Annotated in this window: 19 protein-coding genes and 1 riboswitch; of the genes, 11 read left to right on the top strand and 8 right to left on the bottom strand. The window is 42.8% G+C overall.

The features are described 5' to 3' along the window. The first annotated feature begins 18 nt into the window (after nucleotides 1–18). Complete coding sequence (locus FTU44_RS02110) at nucleotides 19–969, top strand: AraC family transcriptional regulator (RefSeq protein WP_180049318.1); 951 nt, start codon at nucleotides 19–21, stop codon at nucleotides 967–969. Here FTU44_RS02110 and lpxB read toward each other — a convergent pair. Beyond that, entirely contained in the window at nucleotides 958–2130 is a 1173-nt protein-coding gene (gene lpxB / locus FTU44_RS02105) for a lipid-A-disaccharide synthase (protein ID WP_180001439.1), read from the bottom strand. The two genes, FTU44_RS02110 and lpxB, sit on opposite strands and share 12 nt — an antisense overlap. A 389-nt stretch (nucleotides 2131–2519) precedes the next feature. Here lpxB and FTU44_RS02100 point away from each other — a divergent pair, with 389 nt between their 5' ends. The 3 genes from FTU44_RS02100 to FTU44_RS02090 all read left to right on the top strand — a co-directional run bounded on the left by FTU44_RS02100 (nucleotide 2520) and on the right by FTU44_RS02090 (nucleotide 5218). Continuing rightward, nucleotides 2520–3410, top strand: a complete 891-nt coding sequence (locus tag FTU44_RS02100; RefSeq protein ID WP_005097034.1) for a sulfite exporter TauE/SafE family protein — start codon at nucleotides 2520–2522, stop codon at nucleotides 3408–3410. A gap of 127 nt (nucleotides 3411–3537) precedes the next feature. Next, nucleotides 3538–4629, top strand: a complete 1092-nt coding sequence (locus tag FTU44_RS02095; RefSeq protein WP_180049316.1) for a 3-deoxy-7-phosphoheptulonate synthase — start codon at nucleotides 3538–3540, stop codon at nucleotides 4627–4629. 64 nt (nucleotides 4630–4693) lie between these two features. Further along, complete coding sequence (locus tag FTU44_RS02090; RefSeq protein WP_005097036.1) at nucleotides 4694–5218, top strand: hypothetical protein; 525 nt, start codon at nucleotides 4694–4696, stop codon at nucleotides 5216–5218. 2 nt (nucleotides 5219–5220) lie between these two features. Here the strand turns inward: FTU44_RS02090 and ispF are convergent, their stop codons facing one another. Beyond that, complete coding sequence (ispF, locus tag FTU44_RS02085) at nucleotides 5221–5709, bottom strand: 2-C-methyl-D-erythritol 2,4-cyclodiphosphate synthase (RefSeq protein ID WP_180049314.1); 489 nt, start codon at nucleotides 5707–5709, stop codon at nucleotides 5221–5223. Nucleotides 5710–5809: 100 nt separating this feature from the next. Here ispF and FTU44_RS02080 point away from each other — a divergent pair, with 100 nt between their 5' ends. Further along, nucleotides 5810–6463, top strand: coding sequence for a hypothetical protein (locus FTU44_RS02080; RefSeq protein ID WP_180049312.1), 654 nt, complete (start codon nucleotides 5810–5812; stop codon nucleotides 6461–6463). 84 nt (nucleotides 6464–6547) lie between these two features. Here the strand turns inward: FTU44_RS02080 and FTU44_RS02075 are convergent, their stop codons facing one another. The 6 genes from FTU44_RS02075 to FTU44_RS02050 form a co-directional block, all read right to left on the bottom strand. Then, nucleotides 6548–7792 carry a D-amino acid dehydrogenase gene (locus tag FTU44_RS02075; protein ID WP_180049310.1) on the bottom strand — a complete coding sequence of 415 codons (1245 nt, stop codon included), beginning with the start codon at nucleotides 7790–7792 and terminating at the stop codon, nucleotides 6548–6550. Between the two features lie 135 nt (nucleotides 7793–7927). Next, nucleotides 7928–8015, bottom strand: a riboswitch (glycine riboswitch). Nucleotides 8016–8345: 330 nt separating this feature from the next. Beyond that, nucleotides 8346–9254 carry an AEC family transporter gene (locus FTU44_RS02070; RefSeq protein ID WP_180049308.1) on the bottom strand — a complete coding sequence of 303 codons (909 nt, stop codon included), beginning with the start codon at nucleotides 9252–9254 and terminating at the stop codon, nucleotides 8346–8348. 127 nt (nucleotides 9255–9381) lie between these two features. Continuing rightward, complete coding sequence (locus FTU44_RS02065; protein WP_180049306.1) at nucleotides 9382–9900, bottom strand: GNAT family N-acetyltransferase; 519 nt, start codon at nucleotides 9898–9900, stop codon at nucleotides 9382–9384. A 68-nt stretch (nucleotides 9901–9968) separates the two neighbouring features. Continuing rightward, nucleotides 9969–11063, bottom strand: a complete 1095-nt coding sequence (gene aroC / locus FTU44_RS02060) for a chorismate synthase (RefSeq protein ID WP_005170683.1) — start codon at nucleotides 11061–11063, stop codon at nucleotides 9969–9971. 13 nt (nucleotides 11064–11076) lie between these two features. Next, nucleotides 11077–12087, bottom strand: coding sequence for a 50S ribosomal protein L3 N(5)-glutamine methyltransferase (gene prmB, locus FTU44_RS02055; RefSeq protein WP_034609000.1), 1011 nt, complete (start codon nucleotides 12085–12087; stop codon nucleotides 11077–11079). Nucleotides 12088–12291: 204 nt separating this feature from the next. Continuing rightward, nucleotides 12292–12678, bottom strand: coding sequence for a hypothetical protein (locus FTU44_RS02050; protein WP_005097047.1), 387 nt, complete (start codon nucleotides 12676–12678; stop codon nucleotides 12292–12294). Nucleotides 12679–12877: 199 nt separating this feature from the next. Here FTU44_RS02050 and FTU44_RS02045 point away from each other — a divergent pair, with 199 nt between their 5' ends. The 6 genes from FTU44_RS02045 (at nucleotide 12878) to FTU44_RS02020 (ending at nucleotide 18845) form a co-directional block, all read left to right on the top strand. Beyond that, nucleotides 12878–13186 (top strand): hypothetical protein, encoded by a 309-nt coding sequence (locus FTU44_RS02045; protein WP_005097049.1) that lies wholly within the window; start codon nucleotides 12878–12880, stop codon nucleotides 13184–13186. A 160-nt stretch (nucleotides 13187–13346) separates the two neighbouring features. Continuing rightward, complete coding sequence (locus tag FTU44_RS02040) at nucleotides 13347–14720, top strand: AarF/ABC1/UbiB kinase family protein (RefSeq protein WP_005097050.1); 1374 nt, start codon at nucleotides 13347–13349, stop codon at nucleotides 14718–14720. Between the two features lie 239 nt (nucleotides 14721–14959). After that, entirely contained in the window at nucleotides 14960–16255 is a 1296-nt protein-coding gene (locus FTU44_RS02035) for an acyl-CoA dehydrogenase family protein (RefSeq protein ID WP_074382715.1), read from the top strand. 22 nt (nucleotides 16256–16277) lie between these two features. Then, nucleotides 16278–17477, top strand: coding sequence for an acyl-CoA dehydrogenase family protein (locus FTU44_RS02030; RefSeq protein ID WP_180049304.1), 1200 nt, complete (start codon nucleotides 16278–16280; stop codon nucleotides 17475–17477). Between the two features lie 89 nt (nucleotides 17478–17566). Next, nucleotides 17567–18055 carry a GNAT family N-acetyltransferase gene (locus FTU44_RS02025; protein WP_100328563.1) on the top strand — a complete coding sequence of 163 codons (489 nt, stop codon included), beginning with the start codon at nucleotides 17567–17569 and terminating at the stop codon, nucleotides 18053–18055. A gap of 211 nt (nucleotides 18056–18266) precedes the next feature. Next, the gene (locus FTU44_RS02020; protein WP_005097055.1) at nucleotides 18267–18845 is read left to right on the top strand and encodes a transglycosylase SLT domain-containing protein; all 579 of its coding nucleotides are present in this window, start codon (nucleotides 18267–18269) and stop codon (nucleotides 18843–18845) included. The last annotated feature ends 206 nt before the right edge of the window (nucleotides 18846–19051 follow it).

Genomic DNA, 19051 nt, shown 5'->3' with positions numbered 1-19051 from the left:
AGAAGAATAGAGTTAGGCATGGATGCTTTAAGTAAAATTTTTGATGATATTCATCTGGCAAAATCTGAATATCTTTATCTGAATGTGTTTCATCCGGGCGGCTTTGACTATCAACATGAACCCTTTATGCTGGCCTATATCCTGTTACAGGGACAGGCGCAATTAAGGTTCATGAATGGTGATCGGCTCGAGCTGCAACAAGGTGATCTGGTGCTATTACCCGCAGGTTCCGCCCATCATGTTTCCTGCCCAGACAATGCCAATTTTTCTGCACGCTGTGCGATTAATCCTTATTTCCAAAGCCATGCACAGCAATGTGTCGATCTTAATGGGGAAAATTCGGCGGAGCATAGTTTCATACTGGCCCTTCGTTCCAGTCTGGATATGCAGATGGCAAAGCCTCTGCTAAGTGCCTTACCTAAATACCTGCATATTCAGCATATTCTGGGCGACACCGCACCGGAATGGTTACAGGTCGGTTTACAGTTTCTGGCGCTGGAAACCCAGCAGATGCGGCCGGGACGTGACAAGATTCTGGATCATCTGGTCAGTATTTTACTGATTGAATGTGTGCGAGATTATATTTTAAATCTGGAAAATTCCTCGAGCTGGCTGAATGCGCTCTCGCATCCGGAACTGTCCAATGCACTCGCTGCAATTCATGGCAAACCTGAGCAGTTCTGGACCGTAGAAAGTCTGGCTGAGCAATGTCATATGTCACGTTCCAAATTTGCCCAGCTCTTTACCCAGATTGTCGGTGAGCCGCCACTGGCTTATTTGCAACAGCATCGCCTTCGGCTGGCGGCACAATATTTGCGAAATAGCGGATTTAGCATTCAGCAGATCGCACATGGCGTTGGTTATTCATCCGAGACGGCCTTCAGTCAAAGTTTTAAAAAACAGTTTGAACAGACGCCCACCCAGTACCGGCTGAATTGTCAGAACAATAATGTCAAATTACTGGATTAGCGCGAGCACGGCTTTGACCGGGTCTTCGCTATTACCAGACAATAGCTGCTTATGCATGGTGATATGCTGCATCACCTGAATTTGTGCAGTTTCAATATTCATTAGTTTTTCAATTTCAGCCGCCAGCTTTTCAGGCGTAGCATCGGCTTGAATCAGCTCCTGAATGACTTTTTTGCCGGCAATGATATTTGGTAGCGAATAATAAGGAATTTTGATGAGAAATTTCACCACATGATAAGTCAACCAATTCAGCTTATAGAAAGTCACCATCGGACGATGTAATAACATCGCTTCCAATGTCGCAGTACCTGACGCCAGCGCAATAATATTGGATGCATTCATGACCTGACGGCCGATTTTTGACTCGGTACCGCTGTTTTCCATTAAGCGGATTTGAATCTTTAGACTTTCAGGATAAGTCACCAGCAAGCGTTCTATCTGTTGCTTGCGCGCCTCATTAATTGCCGGAATCAGGAAAGTATAGTCCGGATATTTCTGATGCAGAATCTTGGCTGCATCCAGAACCAAAGGCCCCAAACGTTCAATCTCACCGCGGCGACTTCCCGGTAATAGTGCAATATGCTTCTGATTCGGATCAAGATTCAGTTCTTGTTTAGCATCGATAATCGGATTTTCAAGCGGCAACTGACTGGCCAGAGGATGACCCACAAAAGCGGCTGGCACATCCCATTTTTTAAAGAAGGTTTTTTCGAATGGGAATAAACACAGCACAAGATCAATGTTGGCCTTAATACCATGCACACGTCCCTGACGCCATGCCCAGACGGAAGGACTGACATATTGCACGGTCTTCATCGGCAACTGTTTTTGTTTAATGGTTTTCGACAGGCGCAGGTTAAAATCAGGTGCATCTATACCAATAAAAATATCGACAGGGTTTTTAGTCCAAGTTTCGACCAGCCCATCACGTACAGCAAAGAGTTTTTTAATATCCTTGAGAACTTCAACAATGCCCATCACCGATAAAACATCCATCGGATAATAGCTTTTAAAGCCTTCTGCGATCATTTGTGGACCACCGATGCCTTCAAATTCGGCATCAATCCCTTGCTCACGAAAACGGCGAATCAACTTTGCGCCAAGCGTATCTCCAGAGACCTCACCGACCACGATTCCAATTTTTAGTTTTCGATTTAGCAAGTGAGTTCCCTCTCAGATCCGTATTGAACTGTATTTAATCGTAATTCTAACATAAAGCTGGGTTTATGCCTGAATAAGCAGTGAGCATCTTATATTTTAAGAAAGGTATGCTTTAGAATTACTTAGCCTACTCTTAATCTTCCCTGATGATTTTTTCTATTGAAGTGGTTTTCCTGATTCATCTTCATTTTCAGGCAGATCAAAGTGTCCTTTAAAATAAGTGACCGGTCTTTCACGTTATTTTCTATAGCGAGGATGAACATGAAACTTCATTTAATTTTAAGCCCAGTGCTTTATCTTTTTTATGCATAAGTAAATCAATAATCAAGACAACGACTTATATCCAAAAGTCATAAGATATCCACGTTTTTTGATTTTGGCATATATGCATGTTTGGTCCGATTGAGTTTATTTTAGCAGGTGTGTTGGTAGGTTTTTGTGTTGGAGTAACCGGTGTCGGTGGTGGCTCATTGATGACACCCATTCTGATCAGCCTATTCCGGATTGAACCCCACATTGCAATTGGTACGGATCTGCTCTATGCCGCGATTTCAAAATTCTGCGGTTCTTTTGTGCATGCCAAAAAAATGAATATTGTCTGGCCAATTGTGATCTGGCTGGCAGTAGGCAGTATTCCAGCATCTTTTGCCACGCATTGGGTACTCGACAACTATTTAAGCCAATCGACACATTACAAGGCCGTCCTGACCATGGTATTGGGCTTTATGCTGACCATTACCGGCTTGTCTATTCTGTTTCGCACCCAGATCGAAAATCTTTTCAACAAATACCGAAAACAAGAACTGCCAGATATGACGCAGGATCTGGAAAAAGTAAAACTGCAAGCCAAGGAAAAGCGCATCGCCATCATGATTATGGGCGTTATCTTGGGTATTTTTGTCACCTTATCTTCAGTCGGTGCAGGTGCATTTGGCATCATGGCTTTAGTGGTGATGTTTCCGAATCTGCCGATGATTCGTATCATTGGCTCAGACGTGGTGCATGCGGTGTTACTGACGCTGGTTGCAGGCTTGGGGCATATGTCATCAGGCAATGTCGATTTCATGCTGCTCATGTGGTTATTGGTGGGTTCTATTCCAGCGATTATTGTCGGCACTTTACTCAGTTCACGGATGCCAGAAAAACTGATTCGCAAAATTTTAGGCATTACCTTATTTGGGCTCGGCCTGAATTTCATGCTTAACCCTGTAAAATCAAAACCGGCTCAACCTGCCGAAACAGCGATGGTCGTCATGAGCCAGAATTCCCAGTCCGTTTAATTTAACTATGCGATTCATCACTTTTTTTTCAAAGAAGTATTCATCTTTTTTATAACAAAGTGACGCATCATTCATGTTATATTCGGGCTATTAAACAACCTTTTGTATGATCGAACCAGTGACGGCAATGAATACACAACAGTCAAATCCCATTTCAGCATCAGATATTGATGACGTGAATATCCACAGCATGATTCCTTTGGTAACCCCTGCTGAGCTTAAAGCAGAATTACCTTTGACTGAAACTGCTTATCAAACCGTACTGCATGGTCGTGAAACGATTCGTAAAATCCTGGATGGTGAAGACAAACGCCTGTTCGTTGTCATCGGCCCCTGTTCTATTCATGATCCTGCGGCTGCACACGAATATGCTGAACGCTTAAAAGCGTTAAGCGAAAAAGTTAAAGACAGCTTATACATCGTGATGCGGGTTTATTTTGAAAAACCACGTACCACAGTGGGCTGGAAAGGCCTGATCAACGATCCGGATATGAACGACTCGTTCAATATCGAAAAAGGTCTGCGTATCGGTCGTAAGCTGTTACTTGAACTGAATGAAATAGGTTTACCATGTGCCACTGAAGCACTTGATCCGAACTCACCGCAGTATTATCAAGACCTGATTTCATGGTCTGCAATTGGTGCACGTACGACTGAAAGCCAGACGCATCGTGAAATGTCTTCAGGTCTGTCTTCACCAGTCGGCTTTAAAAACGGGACGGACGGCGGTTTAACCGTGGCAACCAATGCGATGCAATCGGTCAAACATGGCCATAGCTTCCTTGGTTTAAACGATCAAGGTCAGGTGGCTGTGATTCGTACTTCAGGTAACCCTTATGCTCACGTGGTACTGCGTGGCGGTAATGGCAAACCGAACTACGATGCAGGCTCGGTGGCAGATGCAGAAGCGGCGTTGGCCAAGGCCAAAGTCAGCACCAAGATCATGATTGATGCCAGCCACGCCAACTCAAACAAAGACCCGTACCTGCAACCACTTGTACTTAAAAACATTTCAGAACAAATTCTTGATGGAAACAAGTCAATTGTTGGTATTATGGTAGAAAGTCATCTTAAGGGCGGTCGTCAGGACATTCCGGCCAACCTGAATGATATGGAATACGGTCAGTCCGTTACGGATGGCTGTATCGACTGGGAAACGACTGAAAAAGTTTTACTCGACATGCATGAGGCATTGAAAGACATTTTACCTAATCGTTAAATGATCTGACCAACGCCATCGCCAAGATGGCGTTTGCATTTCTAGAATAAGGAAAATTTATCTGATGAATGATATTGAAACGGCATTAAGCCAGATTGAGAATTTTCAGTTCATACACGAACATCTGTTTAGCTCTGGTCAACCGACCACTGCCCAGTTACAGCTAATGAAAGAATATGGTGTGTCTACGGTCATCAATGTGGCATTAACCGATAGCGAACAGTATCTATCACATGAAGATAAAATTTGCCTTGAGCTGGGACTGAACTATATTCAGGTTCCGATTTCCTGGGAAACGCCTTCAGACAATCAATGCCTGCTGGTACTGGACCTGATCGATCACCTGGTGAAAGAGCAAATGGTCTGGGTGCATTGTTTGCAAAACTATCATGTCAGCTGTTTGATGTATTTATATCGTCAATACTATATGGATATAGATTTGCCTACGGCGCATGAGCATTTGCATCAAATCTGGGAACCGAATGAAACCTGGACCGGTCTCATGCATGCGGTTGCCCTGCAACTACAAGGCCGTAAAGCTACTCAGGAACTGGAATTATCCCTGATTAATCCGAATCATTTTGCCTGATCTTATTTGCTGTGGCTCAATAGCACGGTTGCCATGCACATGATGCCTTCCTGACGACCGGTAAAACCTAACTGTTCAGTCGTCGTGGCTTTGATACTGATTTGAATGACATCGACACTCAACACATCCGCAATACTTTGACGCATTGCCAGATTGTGTTTGGCCAGTTTCGGACGTTCACAGGCGACCGTAATATCGGCATTGTTCAGCTGATAGCCACGATCCAGAATTAACTGATAAACATGCTTCAACAATACACGGCTGTCCGCACCTTTAAAGTTCGGATCTGTATCCGGGAAATGCTGGCCAATATCTCCCAGCGCCAATGCACCTAACAAAGCATCACATAGTGCATGCAGAATCACATCACCATCCGAATGTGCTTTCAGACCGTGCGTATGCGGAATTTGAATGCCTGCCAAAGTAACAAAATCACCTTCTTCAAATGCATGCACATCCAGACCCTGACCAATACGAATTTGTGCGATCACCTTATACATCCTTTAGAAATAGCCCATTGAAATCTTGTACACTTGCTTTCTATTTCGCTATAGTTAGACCAAGCGTAACACAGTGAAAGTATAAGCGATCATGCTACTGAAAACTGATATAAATATGTTGAAAATAATTGGCCTGATGCTCGGCCTGGGGATGATATCTGCGGGTAGTTCAGCGAACCCACTCGAGTGTAACAACGACAGCAAAAAAACAGCGGCCATGAATAAAGTCTGCTCAGTAGCGCTGTCCGAAGCTCGGGAAAAACTCGCTGACCAATACTTGACCGCTTTTTTAATTACTGATGCCCCCGTTCGCTTATTGCAAGACACCCAACAGTTATGGGCAAATCGGTTACAGCAATGCAAAACCCTAGATTGTTTTAAACAGCAGTTTGAATGGCGCCTCGATGATTTAAATATCTATATTTCACTGAATCAAAGCCTAACTCAGCATTATATTAAGTTCGAGCAGGGACAAATGGCCAAACAGCCTGTGCATATCAAGATTCATCAACTGACTAAAGACCGCATCAAGATTGAAGGTCTGGCCTATCGCAATCCCAATAACCGGGCCGAAACGCAGACTGTTCCATTTTTAGCCTATACCACGCCTGCAGCAAAAGAACAGATCATAGATAATGAAAATGACTGCCGCTATGAGTTTAACTATAGTAAAGCAATTCTAGCCGTCAACACTCAACAAAAAGGTTGTGAACGTTTTACTGGGATTTATCGCTTATATGATTGATTCAATTTAAAAAATATTAAAAACTTAACCTTATATAAAATGAGAAATTTGATGTAAAAAATAGCCCACATGCGGGCCATCAATTTAAACAGGATAGTATTGAGCAATTTCCTTGCTAATCAGTGCAGCCGTTGCAGCCGACAAGGTCCAGCCCAGATGACCATGGCCGGTATTATAAAATACCCGCTCATGTTGACCACGGCGCACCACAGGCATCATATTTGGCATCATCGGGCGTAAACCTGCCCAAGGTACGACATGCTCGGTACACAGATCAAAGTTACGATTGCTCCAGTCAATCAGTGGTTGAATCCGGTCTGCACGAATATCCCGGTTATAGCCATTAAACTCGGCGGTTCCTGCGACTCGTAAACGATCCTTACCCAGACGTGACAAGACAATTTTGGCACTTTCATCCAACAAGCTGACCCATGGTGCATTGTTTTGGCTCTGTTCATCATTCAGCTGCACGGTAATTGAATAGCCTTTGACCGGATAAACATTGACTCGTTCCCCTAAAATCTCGGCCAATTGATAACTGCCCACACCCGCACACACCACAATGGCATCTGCATTAATTTCCAGAATGTCATCTGTAGAATGATGTACATTTTCAGTACTGGGTTTGCATTTCACCCGAATATGTTGAGCCTGATGATCGACGGCAAAGACATCTTGGCCAAATTCAAATTTCACGCCTTTTTGCATGCAAGCTTTGGCCAGTCCTGTACTGAATTTATGAATATCTCCGGTCGCATCGCTCTGGCAGTAAAATCCGGCATAGTAATCGCCTGTTAATGCAGGTTCGATCTGCTTGATTTCCGCATTGGAAATGGCATTGCGCTCCAGTCCGCCGCTACACAACAGGTCATTGACCTTGATCGCGACATCGTAATCCGTCTTGTTATGATAAAAATGTAAAATGCCGCGTTTTTCCAGGTCAAAATCAATCTGTTCTGTTTGGGCAATTTCATACAAACGTGCTCTGGCCAATAAAGCCAAACGTACAGTCTCTCGGGTATTGGCTTCATAATGTTTGATATTTCCCAAAAATTCCATGAGCCAACTATATTTATGCACACTAAAAGAAGGATTGAGCAAAAGTGGTGCAGTTTTTTGAGACATCCATTTGATACCTTTGAGTACCGTGGCTTTCTGGTTCCATACTTCGGCATTACAGGCCGAAAGCTGGCCGCCATTGGCAAAAGATGTCTCCATGGCCGGATAGAGGTGTCGATCTACCACAGTCACCTGATAGCCTGCCAAAACAAGCTCATACGCTGTGGTTACCCCAGTAATACCCGCCCCAATCACCACGACATGACGCATAGACACCTCCTTGATTATATTGATGTCTTTTCCCATCTGTCATGTGTACCTGAGAGCTTCGGTCGCTGCATTGCACATCAATGCGAGCACCTTCCCCTTCGGTGAGTGATTGAACACTTCTCTCCAGAGTTTTTATCCATTATCACAGTCCTTTTGCCTGAGAGTTTCCTGGGAACTTGCTCCTTCGGCGAATGCAGAAGCATTTCTCTCCTGCAATAATGTTTTATTATCATGAGCAATTTATATACCATTTTATTCAATAAGACAGTTTTTATTTATGTGAGTTCACGTGAATCAATTTGTAATTACTGTTCCGAATTAAACTGAATTATTGCTGCTGACTGATATTGCCCATCTACCAAATTTTTAGATTTCACTTTTGTTCTATTCAGCGAGATACAACAGATTCTAAACTTTATAAGATTTTAGGATTGATTTGATTTTGGCGCTTAAATAGAACCTTTATTGCTTAGGCTATTTTAATGGTTCAAAGCATAGAGAGTTTAAATTCAGTATTTAGATCTTATATCATCTATTTGAGAATCAAGGAATTTTAAATAATCCAGGAAAGTACCAATATTAAGCTTCCCGCCGCTACGACGGTTTGTACACTAATGATGCTCGCCATTAACTGGCTATCGCCGCCATATACCCGGGTTAACACATAAGACGCTGAGGCAGTAGGTAAGGCAAAGAACAATACCAATACTTGCGTGGTGAATACATCAATCTGGAAAATTTTACAGACTAAAAATGCAATCAGCGGCATTCCAAACAGGCGACCAAAGGTCATCAGACTGAGTGGCAATACATCTCGCTGAAAGCCCTGAAACTTTAAGGCTGCTCCTACACACATCAGACCGAGTGGCAAACTGCATAGTGCAATCTGTTTAAGAAATTGCTCTGCTCCGGCCCAGAGTGCCAAACCGGAAAGATTAAACACACCACCCACAATACAGCCTAAAATTAATGGATTTTTAGATAAATCCAGAATGATTTTTTTCAGCTGCATATCGTGACTGCGGGTAAATGCCAGCACCGACAAGATATTCACCAAAGGAATACACAACACCATGATCACAGCGAAGATGGTCATGCCCTGCTGTTGAAATAAGCTACTGACCGCAGCAAGTCCGATATAGGTATTGAAGCGCAACAAGCCCTGAACATAGACGCCAAAACGCGCATAAGATATCTGGTACATATGGCGCAACATATACAGTGCGATACTGACCACGATCATGATACTAAATACCACCAGTACCACATCCTGAATCACATTCATCTGAATCTTGGCAGTGGCCAGATTTAAAAATAACATCACTGGAAATAGTGCATAATAATTTAACTTTTCTGCACCGCGCCAAAAGTCTTCACTCAACCATTGCCCATGCTTAAGCAAATAGCCAAAGCTGATCAAGCCAATAAGAGGAAATAAAGAAGTTAAAATAATTTGCAGCATGTGCCATCCTGGTCTGTTTCCTGTCTATTTTTCAATACCCTTTAGACGGTGCACAAAAACTAGCATATTTAGTGGCTGTTTCACCAATTAATTTAAGAAGTAAAATGCTTGAACTTTCATCAACTCATTATATTGATCTGATCAGTTTTTCTAAAATCAGTAAATGTAACGGAATCAAAGGCTCTCCGACATTTTGATCTAGTGGATATGCTTCAATTTTTTCAGTCAATAGATAGCCCCGGCGCTCATAATAAGCAATCAATTCTGTACGGACATTCAATACTGACATTCGAATCACTTTCTTCTGATACGTATCAATAATATAAAACTCGGCAAAATCTAGTAACTGCTTTCCATAACCCGAGTTTTGTTGGTCTGGATCAATGGCAAAACTTCCAATTTCGATAGAGTCATCGAATTCAGTCAGCCCAATACAGCCAATGATCTGATCATGATTCTCTAATACAAAAAGCTTAACATTGGTCTGTGCCAAGAGAATCATTACCTGATCACAATTAATCCGTTGCCCAGCAACCATCTTATGTTCATGTGTCCAGCCACGATTGGAACGATAAGCTGTATTGATCAATACAACAATGTTCTGGATATCTGTAGTTTTTGCCAAGCGAATATTGTTATTTTTCATTATATAAATATAAAAAAAGCCAGACCGAAGTCTGACTCTAATCGTATCCGCTTCAGATGAAAAGCGAATTATTTTGGTTCAATCGGCTCAAAAGGCGTAACTACATCGGCATTTTGCGCACGATGACGCATAAAGTGATCCATTAGCACAATCGCCAGCATCGCTTCTGCAATTGGTGTCGCACGCACGCCCACGCAAGGATCATGACGGCCTTTGGTCAACACGTCTGTATCTTCACGATCGATATTAATGGTTTTACCCGGAGTAGTGATTGAAGCCGTTGGTTTCAGTGCAATCGCGACACGAATGTCCTGACCACTAGAAATACCGCCTAAAATACCACCGGCATGGTTTGCCAGAAAACCGTCTGTTGTTAACTCATCACGTGTTTCATGACCAAATTGCTCAGCGACGCCAAAACCATCGCCAATTTCAACGCCTTTGACCGCGTTAATCGACATCATGGCATGCGCAATATCTGCATCTAAACGATCGAAGACCGGTTCACCCCAACCCACAGGTACTTTAGACGCAATAATTTCAAGTTTTGCACCGCAGCTGGTGCCTTGTTCACGTAGTGAAGTCACGAGCGCTTCAAAACGTGACACGGCATCCACATCGCCACAGAAGAATGGATTGTTTGGTACTTCATCCCAGTCCAGTTTTTCTGCTTTTTCAGTACCAATTTGTGTGACATGGCCACGAATTTCAATGCCAAATTTCTCTAACAGGAATTTCTTGGCAATGGCACCCGCTGCCACACGCATCGCTGTTTCACGCGCGCTTGAGCGGCCACCACCACGATAATCACGGAAACCGTACTTCTGGGTATAGGTATAGTCTGCATGACCCGGACGGAAAGTTTGCGCGATATTGCCATAATCTTTCGATTTCTGATCCGTATTACGAATCAAGAGCCCGATCGATGTTCCAGTGGTTTTACCCTCAAACACACCAGAAATAATTTCTACTTCATCCGGCTCTTTACGCTGGGTGGCAAATTTCGATGTACCCGGCTTACGACGGTCCAAATCTTTTTGCAAATCGGCTTCACACAGCTCAATACCCGGTGGAACCCCATCAACGATGGCCATCAGGCCCACACCGTGAGATTCACCACAAGTCGTCACACGGAACAGTTGCCCTATACTATTACCTGCCATGTCACACGACTCCTTATGCTTGAATAGACTGAATGAATAAATCGCGGTAAGTACGGCATTGCTGTGCAGTGAGTGCAAAGATACCTGAACCACCTTTCTGGAATTGTAACCAGTAGAAATCGACTGAATTGAAGTTCTGTTTCATCGCCCATTCCGAGTTACCGACTTCAATGACAATAAGACCGTCTTCAGTCAGGTAATCTGCCGCTTGTGCCAACATTTTACGTACAAGATCCAAACCATCCTGACCCGCAGCCAATGCCATTTCAGGTTCGTGATGGAACTCATCGGGAAGATCAGCCATATCTTCTGCATCCACATATGGTGGGTTCGATACGATTAAATCATATTGATTTTCAGCAGGAATTTTTTCGAACAGGTCAGACTCAAGCAAGGCCACATTAAACTGTTGGTTATGATGTTCACAGTTAATTTGTGCTACTTCTAAAGCATCCTTAGATAAATCAGTGGCATCGACTTCGGCTTCCGGAAAAGCATAAGCCAGAGCAATCGCGATACAACCTGAACCTGTACACATATCTAAAATACGGCGAGGCATTTTTGGATCTGGATTTTCAGGTAGATTGTTTACACCTTCACGCGCCTGATAATTTTCATCCAGGCAGTAAGGTGCAAAACGATTTTGAATCAGTTCAGCAATCGGTGAACGTGGAATCAGTACACGCTCATCCACGTAATAAGGTTTATCGTCAAAGTAGGCTAAATTCAATAAATATGAAGTTGGCATACGCTCATTGATACGGCGCTCCAACAATCCTAAAAATTCAGCTTTTTCACTTGGGAGTAATTTTGCCTCGAGAATTTCAGCATCCGCTTTCCATTCCAATGACATGCTTTGTAATACCAATGCTGAACTTTCAGCAAAATAATCTTCTGTACCTTGGCCTAAGTGCGCATCATATTGACGTAATGCTGTCACACCAAAGCGGATAAAATCACGAATTGTGCTTAGGTTTTCAGCGGCTTCCTGAATATGTTCAGGGCTAATAGTCGGTCGATCCACGTAGGGCGTCTCCAAGGTCATTTTTTTAAACGCCTTATGATACCTTGTTTTGCCTGCTTTTATAATGCTAAAAGTATGAAAAACACGAATTCTCTAGGCTCATAAAAATGATAAAATTCGTGTTTTTTTACACAATCCTTAACCTGTCATTCTAGTTTTTTTAGAGCAAGTTCAGACGATTCAAACTATGCCTCATGTGGTGATTTATCGTGAACCTGGTGCATAGGAGCGGGATTGATAAAGATTTGCCTGATCCATAATCAAGGCCAGCATACATTGACCTTGCTGCTGTTTGGCATATTTTCCAGACACTCTTAAATTACATTGCTGCGACAGTTTACGTTCCCAAAGCACATGCTGACTGCGGATGGCCGCGGTCTGATTCGGATTCAGCTTTAGATAATTTTTATAGCTTTTCTTCAGACGTTTGTTGTGTAGTTTCAGCTCTTTCTTTAGGCATTTCTCTGCTTTAGCGGTATTACCATAACTAAAGTTCATACACTGCGAATATTCCTTGGAATATCCTACAGCAGCCTGAGTCTGAACTGCACTACCCGCAAAAACTGCAACCAAAAACCATGCAAGACGCATAAAATCCCCTTTACCTAAACTGGTATAATTCCAATAAATGTTTAACAATCAATATTGTTTAAATTATCCATGAATATTAACGCAGTCCTTACAAAAATCCTATGTATTTCTCCGGCAGCAAATTAAACAGTTGTGCAATTGAAAACTGGCATATCACCCACATATAATCCGAATTAAATCTTCAAACGAGCCCGGTCCTATGAGCTATAAGCACAATAATCTTATGGCAATGCGCCAAAATTACTGGAATGACCAGGTTTCCGGTCAGGTGCAGCAAGAAAAGGTATTTTTGCAGTCAACTTTAATCCAGCATGGTGTATTTAGCAGTGCCACACTGGACGATGCCAAATATCTGTTTTTTGGTTTGCCAAGTATTGTGATTGTAAAAGGCTATGCTTTGGGCTTTATGCACGACAGTGTCCAGCACCTGATTCATCAACATATTCAAACAAATAAACAACAGTTACAACAACGATCTGAATTAAAAATCCAATTTCAAATGGCATAATGCCCTGTCTAAACTGATACAGGCTGGTGAATAAATGAAAGCTTGCCTAGCTTTTACTATGAATTCAGCGGCTTAAACTTTTTTAATACGTGCAGAAGCGCTAATATCCCCTACAATGATTTATTCTGCTTCATGCTGATGATGAAAGGATTGAGTTTACATGTCAGATCAGAACGATAAGCTTAAACAACTGAAAACCTCCTCTATGGATCGACGCTTATCGATCGCAAAGGCATCCTTGCTGGCAGGCACGCGTTGGGCGGCTTCCAGTGCAGGCTCCATATTTTCGAGTGAAGAAGAAAAAGAAAAGAAACGTAAAAAAGCCATGAAAGAGCAGGCGGATTATCTGGTTGCAGAAATTGGTAAGCTCAAAGGTTCAATCGTTAAAATCGGCCAGATGATGGCGCTGTATGGCGAACACTTTTTGCCAGAAGAAGTCACACAGGCTTTAAATACGCTCAACAACCAGACCGTGGCACTGGCTTGGCCAGCGATCAAGACACAATTACAGCAGCAGCTCGGTGCAAAGCTGAATGATCTCACCATTGATCATGAGCCTTTGGGCACTGCATCTTTAGCCCAAGTCCATCGCGCTACCCGCAAATCTGATGGCATGGAACTGGTCTTAAAAATTCAGTATCCCGGTGTGGCAGAAGCCATTGATTCAGATATGAGCCTGTTTAAAAACATGCTCAAACTGACGCGTCTGGTGCCGCAAACCCGCGAGTTCGACCAGTGGTTCGATGAAGTCCGTGAGATGATGCATCGTGAAGTGGACTATCAGATTGAAGCAGATACCACACGGCGTTTTGCGGCACGTTTAAAAGACGATCCGCGCTATATCGTGCCGACGATTATTGATGAGTATTGCTCTGATCGCGTGCTGTGCATGACTTTCGAACGCGGTGTACCGATCAATAGCCCAGTAATGTTGTCTCTGCCACAAGAACGCCGCAACCAGTTGGGTGAAGCATCGTTAGAAATTGCCGTACGTGAAATTTTTGAATGGGGTGAAATGCAGACCGATCCGAACTTTGGGAATTATCTGGTTCGTCTGGGCAATGGCGAAGATATTCCTGACAAGATTGTCCTGCTCGACTTTGGTGCCATCCGTCAGTTTGACCAGCATTTGCTCAGCGTCGCGCGTAATCTGATTCAGGCCGGTTATCATCACGACTCAGATATGATGGTCAAAGCCATGACCGGTTATGAGTTTTTTGATTCAATTCCGCAAAGCATCAAGCCAGATATGGCCAAGGTCTTTTTACTGGCCACTGAGGCTTTTAGCTCACCATTGAATAATCAGGAGCTGCCAGCTAATGTGATGGATCAACATAATCGTTATGACTGGAAAAAAAGCCAATTGCATAGCCGTGTCATGCAACAGGCTTCAAGATCTATGGCTTCACGTTATTTCAGTGTTCCACCCAAGGAATTTATGTTTATTAGCCGTAAATTCATCGGTGCATATACCTTTATGACCGTGATTGATGCCAAAACCAATGTGCGTGCCATGATCAAAAATCACCTTTGATACCCCAATAGACGCTACATAGAAACCCGGATGATTTTGTCATCCGGGTCAATTTTTATTCAAAAATAATTTTCTCTTTTCTTGTTTTTAATTATATTTTCATAAACTTAGCTTACCATCTATTAACTTTTAATAACTTAAAAATTGTCAATCATTCATGTCAGCGATGACATGGTTTTTTCTTGGCGTGCATGTCAGCATGAATAAAATAACGTGACAACACCCATAGGATAATCAAAATGAATAATATGGTGAACAAAGCTCAAGGATTTGGCTTGTCCATGCTGACCAAAATTGCGGGTAGCGAAATATTAGATCAATTAAAGCTGCGTAAATTTATAGAAAAATCCCTGTATCAAAGTTCCAAAGCAGGATTTAAAACCCTGAGTCAAACCCAGAAAATCCTGAAATCTGGCCAGAACATTCAAAAACAGCGTCTCCCCCCTCAATCTAAAGCACTGTTTGATCTAAACCTGTCTGTAGAACAGCAACTGACCTGCGATGCGATGCAGAAATTTGCTCAAGAGGTACTTTATCCATTGGCGCATGCTGCCGATCAGCAGGAAATATTTCCGTATGAACTGTGGCAATATAACACCGATCTCGGTCTGAATTTCTATGCCTTGCCCGAAGCTTTAGGGGGTATCGCCTGCGAACAGAATATTGTCAGTAATATTTTAATTGCACAACATTTGGCTCGCGGGGATTTCAGTTTGACTGCCGGTTTACTGTCTAGCTTTAGTGTGATCAATGCCATTACCCGCTGGGGTTCAGAGCAGATTCAGGCAAAATATCTTGGTGCTTTCGCAGAAAATCCAGAGCTGAAAGCAAGCTTTGCGGTACAGGAAGAAACCGCCGCATTTAATCCGTATCAACTAAAAACTCAAGCGATTGCTCATCAGGCGCATTATCTGATTAGCGGTGAAAAGACCTTGGTCATGCTCGGAGAAAATGCGGATCTTTATCTGGTCAGTGCCGATCTAGACGGAACACCTGAGGTCTTTGTGGTACAACGTGACCATAGCATTACTGCAAAAAAATCCCCTGCCATGGGTCTAAAAGCAACTGAAAGCGTCACACTTCAATTTAAAAATACACCAGCGCAGCGTTTGGGTGATGATGATTTCGATTATCATACTTTCGTTGATTTAGGCAATTTGATGTGGTGTGCCATGGCCGTCGGCACTTGTGAAGCCGTGAAAAAATACTGCATACAATATGCCAATGAACGGACTGCTTTCGGTGAACCTATTTCCCATCGTCAGAGTGTCGCTTTTATGATTGCCGATATGGCGATTGAAATTGATGCCATGCAGATGCTGATTTTCAATGCTGCCAGTCTGGCTGAATCCGGCCAACCTTTTCATCGTGAAGCTTATCTGGCACGTTTACTCTGCGCAGAAAAATCCATGAAAATCGGTACAGATGGCGTACAGATTTTGGGTGGTCATGGCTTTACCAAAGAACATCCGGTCGAACGCTGGTATCGAGACCTCAGAGCCACTGCGATTGTTCACTCTGGCCTACATGCCTGATCGGAGAATAAAGAGAACTATCATGAATCTACAAAATCCAAAAAAATTCAGACTCCTGATTGATCAAGCGCACGAAGTTGCACTCAATGTACTCCGCCCTATTTCGCGTAAATATGATAAGGCTGAACACACTTATCCTAAAGAGCTGGATATGCTGGCCTCCATCGTAGATGGCATGAATCAAGGCAGTGAAGGTATGAATGCGGGCGCAGCAGTGAATAAACGGGGCGAGACTGACAGCAGCAATAAAAATGGTATTAATATGTCTACTGCCCTGAGTATTATTGAAATGTGCTATGGCGATACGGGTTTATTGCTGTCTATGCCACGTCAAGGTTTAGGAAATTCAGCTATTGCAGCGGTGGCAAATGAAGAACAGCGACAACGTTTTCATGGGACTTGGGCAGCCATGGCGATTACCGAACCTGGTTTCGGCTCAGATTCCGCTGCAATTCGCACCACTGCGACCAAAGATGGTGATGACTATATTTTAAATGGTGAGAAGATTTTTGTGACCTCTGGGGAACGTGCCGATGCGGTTGTGGTCTGGGCAACATTAGATAAAAAACTGGGACGATCGGCAATTAAATCATTTGTGGTGACCAAAGGTACGCCCGGAATGAAGGTTGAACGACTGGAACATAAGTTAGGAATTAAAGCTTCGGATACTGCCACGATTCGCCTGATCAATTGTCGAATACCTGCGGCAAACTTGCTCGGTCATGCAGAAATCGATGTTGCAAAGGGCTTTGCCGGTGTAATGGAAACCTTTGATAATACTCGGCCATTGGTCGCTGCCATGGCAATTGGCTGTGCCAAAGCCTCGCTGGAACGTATCAAGGAAATTTTTAAGGATCAACTGGATTCCAGTTATGCCACGCCCTATTTACAAAGCTCCAATATCGCTGCACAAATATATCGCATGGAAGCAGAATGGGAAGCTGCACGCTTGCTGATGCTCAAAGCGGCGTGGATGGCAGATAATCATAAACCGAATTCACGTGAAGCATCTATTGCAAAGGCCAAAGCTGGACGTATGGGGAATGAAATCGCCTTAAAATGTGTAGAATTGGCAGCTGCGGTAGGCTATAACGAAACTGAACTGTTAGAAAAATGGGCACGTGATTCCAAGATTCTGGATATTTTTGAAGGTACCCAGCAGATTCAGCAACTGATTATCGCCCGACGCGAACTGGGTAAATCTTCGAGTGAGCTAAAATAAAACTTTATCGAAGGAAAATTGAACGAAAAAGATGGCTTTTTTAAAGTTTTCGGACTATAAAAATTCCATCTTCTTTTATGTCATGTGCTATGTATTCTATTCGTCCCATTCAGCCTCAAGATAATGCTCAAATTGCCAAGATTATTCGTGACGTTTCCATGGAGTTTGGTCTGGCAGCGGAGTCCGGTTTCGCTGTAGGTGATTCAATCCTGGATCACCTGTATGACGTATATCAACAGCCAAATTCTGCCTATTGGGTCATTGTTGATGAACAGGATCAGGTCTATGGCGGTGGTGGTATTGCTCCACTACAAGGTGATCACAATATTTTAGAAATACAGAAAATGTATTTCCTACCAGCCATTCGTAGATATGGCTTTGCAAAACAGATTTTGAATTTGGCCTTTGATTTTGCCCGACAACATAAATTTGAACGGATTTATCTCGAGACTACCAAAAATCTTTGGCAAGCGGTGAAGCTGTACGAGAACTTAGGTTTTGAGCATCTGGATCGGCCTGAAGGCGACACTGGCCATAGTCAAGCCTGTGAAGTCTGGATGCTTAAAAACCTAGCCTAATCGATGTCGATCCTCATCTTATCCATAACACCAAGAAAAGCCTTAAATAAATATCTATTCCAACCGGCTTTTCTTTGATCATCTCTTCATAAATCATCCATGATTCAAGTAGATCTACTTTGACTTTGTAAACAAATCATATAATTTCTTGACGATTTTTATACATCTTCCTAAGATCAGTTTAATTTTAAAAATACATGGAAGCTGAAAGTTGTTAGGCAAATTTTCTGTTAGAAAAAACTTATTATTACCAGTATTCAATAGCACAATTTTTAAAATTGGGCTGCTTGGTCTAAGTACCGTGTTATTTAGTGCCTGTTCTTCTCTCGGCGGCAATTCTTTAGAAAAACGTTCTGCTCAACTGTCTAAAGGAATTCAGACAGCCTACGGTGTTCCAGCAACCACAGCAACTCGCGTTTCACCTTTGATTATTCAGAATGCAGAAAAAAATCGTCTGGATCCATTACTTGTAGCAGCCGTAATTCGTCAGGAGTCAACTTATCGTAGCCAGGTGGCTTCACATGCTGGAGCTGTTGGCCTCATGCAAATTATGCCAAGATATTGGCAAGCGACTTGTGGTGATGATTTATATAATGAAGCTATAAATATTTCATGTGGTAGCCATATTCTTTCTCGTTATCATGAATCCAGTGGTAGCTTAGAAAAAGCACTGGGCTATTATAATGTAGGTCCGACTGCCTATGAGAAAAACCGTAAAATGCGTAAGCAAGGCAAACGTTATGCACAACAAGTGAAACAGCATAAAAAAGATCTGAAGAATGTAATTTAATTTATCTTTAACATAATGCTTGAATCAGTTTAAAACTCCTGAAATTAAACTGATTCATCTTTTATCGGCTATATTGATTCGGCTTTGTTGTATAAAGGTTTGAAAGGCTGAACTCCTCTAAGTAATCCAAATTTAAGAGACAACTTGGGTATGCGGGCGACCTAATTCTGTGAATTTATTCAAAACCGCTACGCGTGCGTGGATCT

Origin of the sequence: Acinetobacter sp. YH12105 (assembly GCF_013419095.1) — a bacterium.
Lineage (GTDB): Bacteria > Pseudomonadota > Gammaproteobacteria > Pseudomonadales > Moraxellaceae > Acinetobacter > Acinetobacter pseudolwoffii.
Note: the sequence above shows the minus strand (reverse complement) of the source record. Positions and strands in the feature narration are given on the sequence as shown.

What these genes read in the sequence shown, in the direction of transcription:
- FTU44_RS02110 (WP_180049318.1), top strand. Translation starts at nt 19, where the DNA reads ATGGATGCTTTAAGTAAAATTTTTGATGATATTCATCTGGCAAAATCT.
- FTU44_RS02100 (WP_005097034.1), top strand. Translation starts at nt 2,520, where the DNA reads ATGTTTGGTCCGATTGAGTTTATTTTAGCAGGTGTGTTGGTAGGTTTT.
- FTU44_RS02095 (WP_180049316.1), top strand. Translation starts at nt 3,538, where the DNA reads ATGAATACACAACAGTCAAATCCCATTTCAGCATCAGATATTGATGAC.
- FTU44_RS02090 (WP_005097036.1), top strand. Translation starts at nt 4,694, where the DNA reads ATGAATGATATTGAAACGGCATTAAGCCAGATTGAGAATTTTCAGTTC.
- FTU44_RS02080 (WP_180049312.1), top strand. Translation starts at nt 5,810, where the DNA reads ATGCTACTGAAAACTGATATAAATATGTTGAAAATAATTGGCCTGATG.
- FTU44_RS02075 (WP_180049310.1), bottom strand. Translation starts at nt 7,792, where the DNA reads ATGCGTCATGTCGTGGTGATTGGGGCGGGTATTACTGGGGTAACCACA.
- FTU44_RS02070 (WP_180049308.1), bottom strand. Translation starts at nt 9,254, where the DNA reads ATGCTGCAAATTATTTTAACTTCTTTATTTCCTCTTATTGGCTTGATC.
- FTU44_RS02065 (WP_180049306.1), bottom strand. Translation starts at nt 9,900, where the DNA reads ATGAAAAATAACAATATTCGCTTGGCAAAAACTACAGATATCCAGAAC.
- aroC (WP_005170683.1), bottom strand. Translation starts at nt 11,063, where the DNA reads ATGGCAGGTAATAGTATAGGGCAACTGTTCCGTGTGACGACTTGTGGT.
- FTU44_RS02050 (WP_005097047.1), bottom strand. Translation starts at nt 12,678, where the DNA reads ATGCGTCTTGCATGGTTTTTGGTTGCAGTTTTTGCGGGTAGTGCAGTT.
- FTU44_RS02045 (WP_005097049.1), top strand. Translation starts at nt 12,878, where the DNA reads ATGAGCTATAAGCACAATAATCTTATGGCAATGCGCCAAAATTACTGG.
- FTU44_RS02040 (WP_005097050.1), top strand. Translation starts at nt 13,347, where the DNA reads ATGTCAGATCAGAACGATAAGCTTAAACAACTGAAAACCTCCTCTATG.
- FTU44_RS02035 (WP_074382715.1), top strand. Translation starts at nt 14,960, where the DNA reads ATGAATAATATGGTGAACAAAGCTCAAGGATTTGGCTTGTCCATGCTG.
- FTU44_RS02030 (WP_180049304.1), top strand. Translation starts at nt 16,278, where the DNA reads ATGAATCTACAAAATCCAAAAAAATTCAGACTCCTGATTGATCAAGCG.
- FTU44_RS02025 (WP_100328563.1), top strand. Translation starts at nt 17,567, where the DNA reads ATGTATTCTATTCGTCCCATTCAGCCTCAAGATAATGCTCAAATTGCC.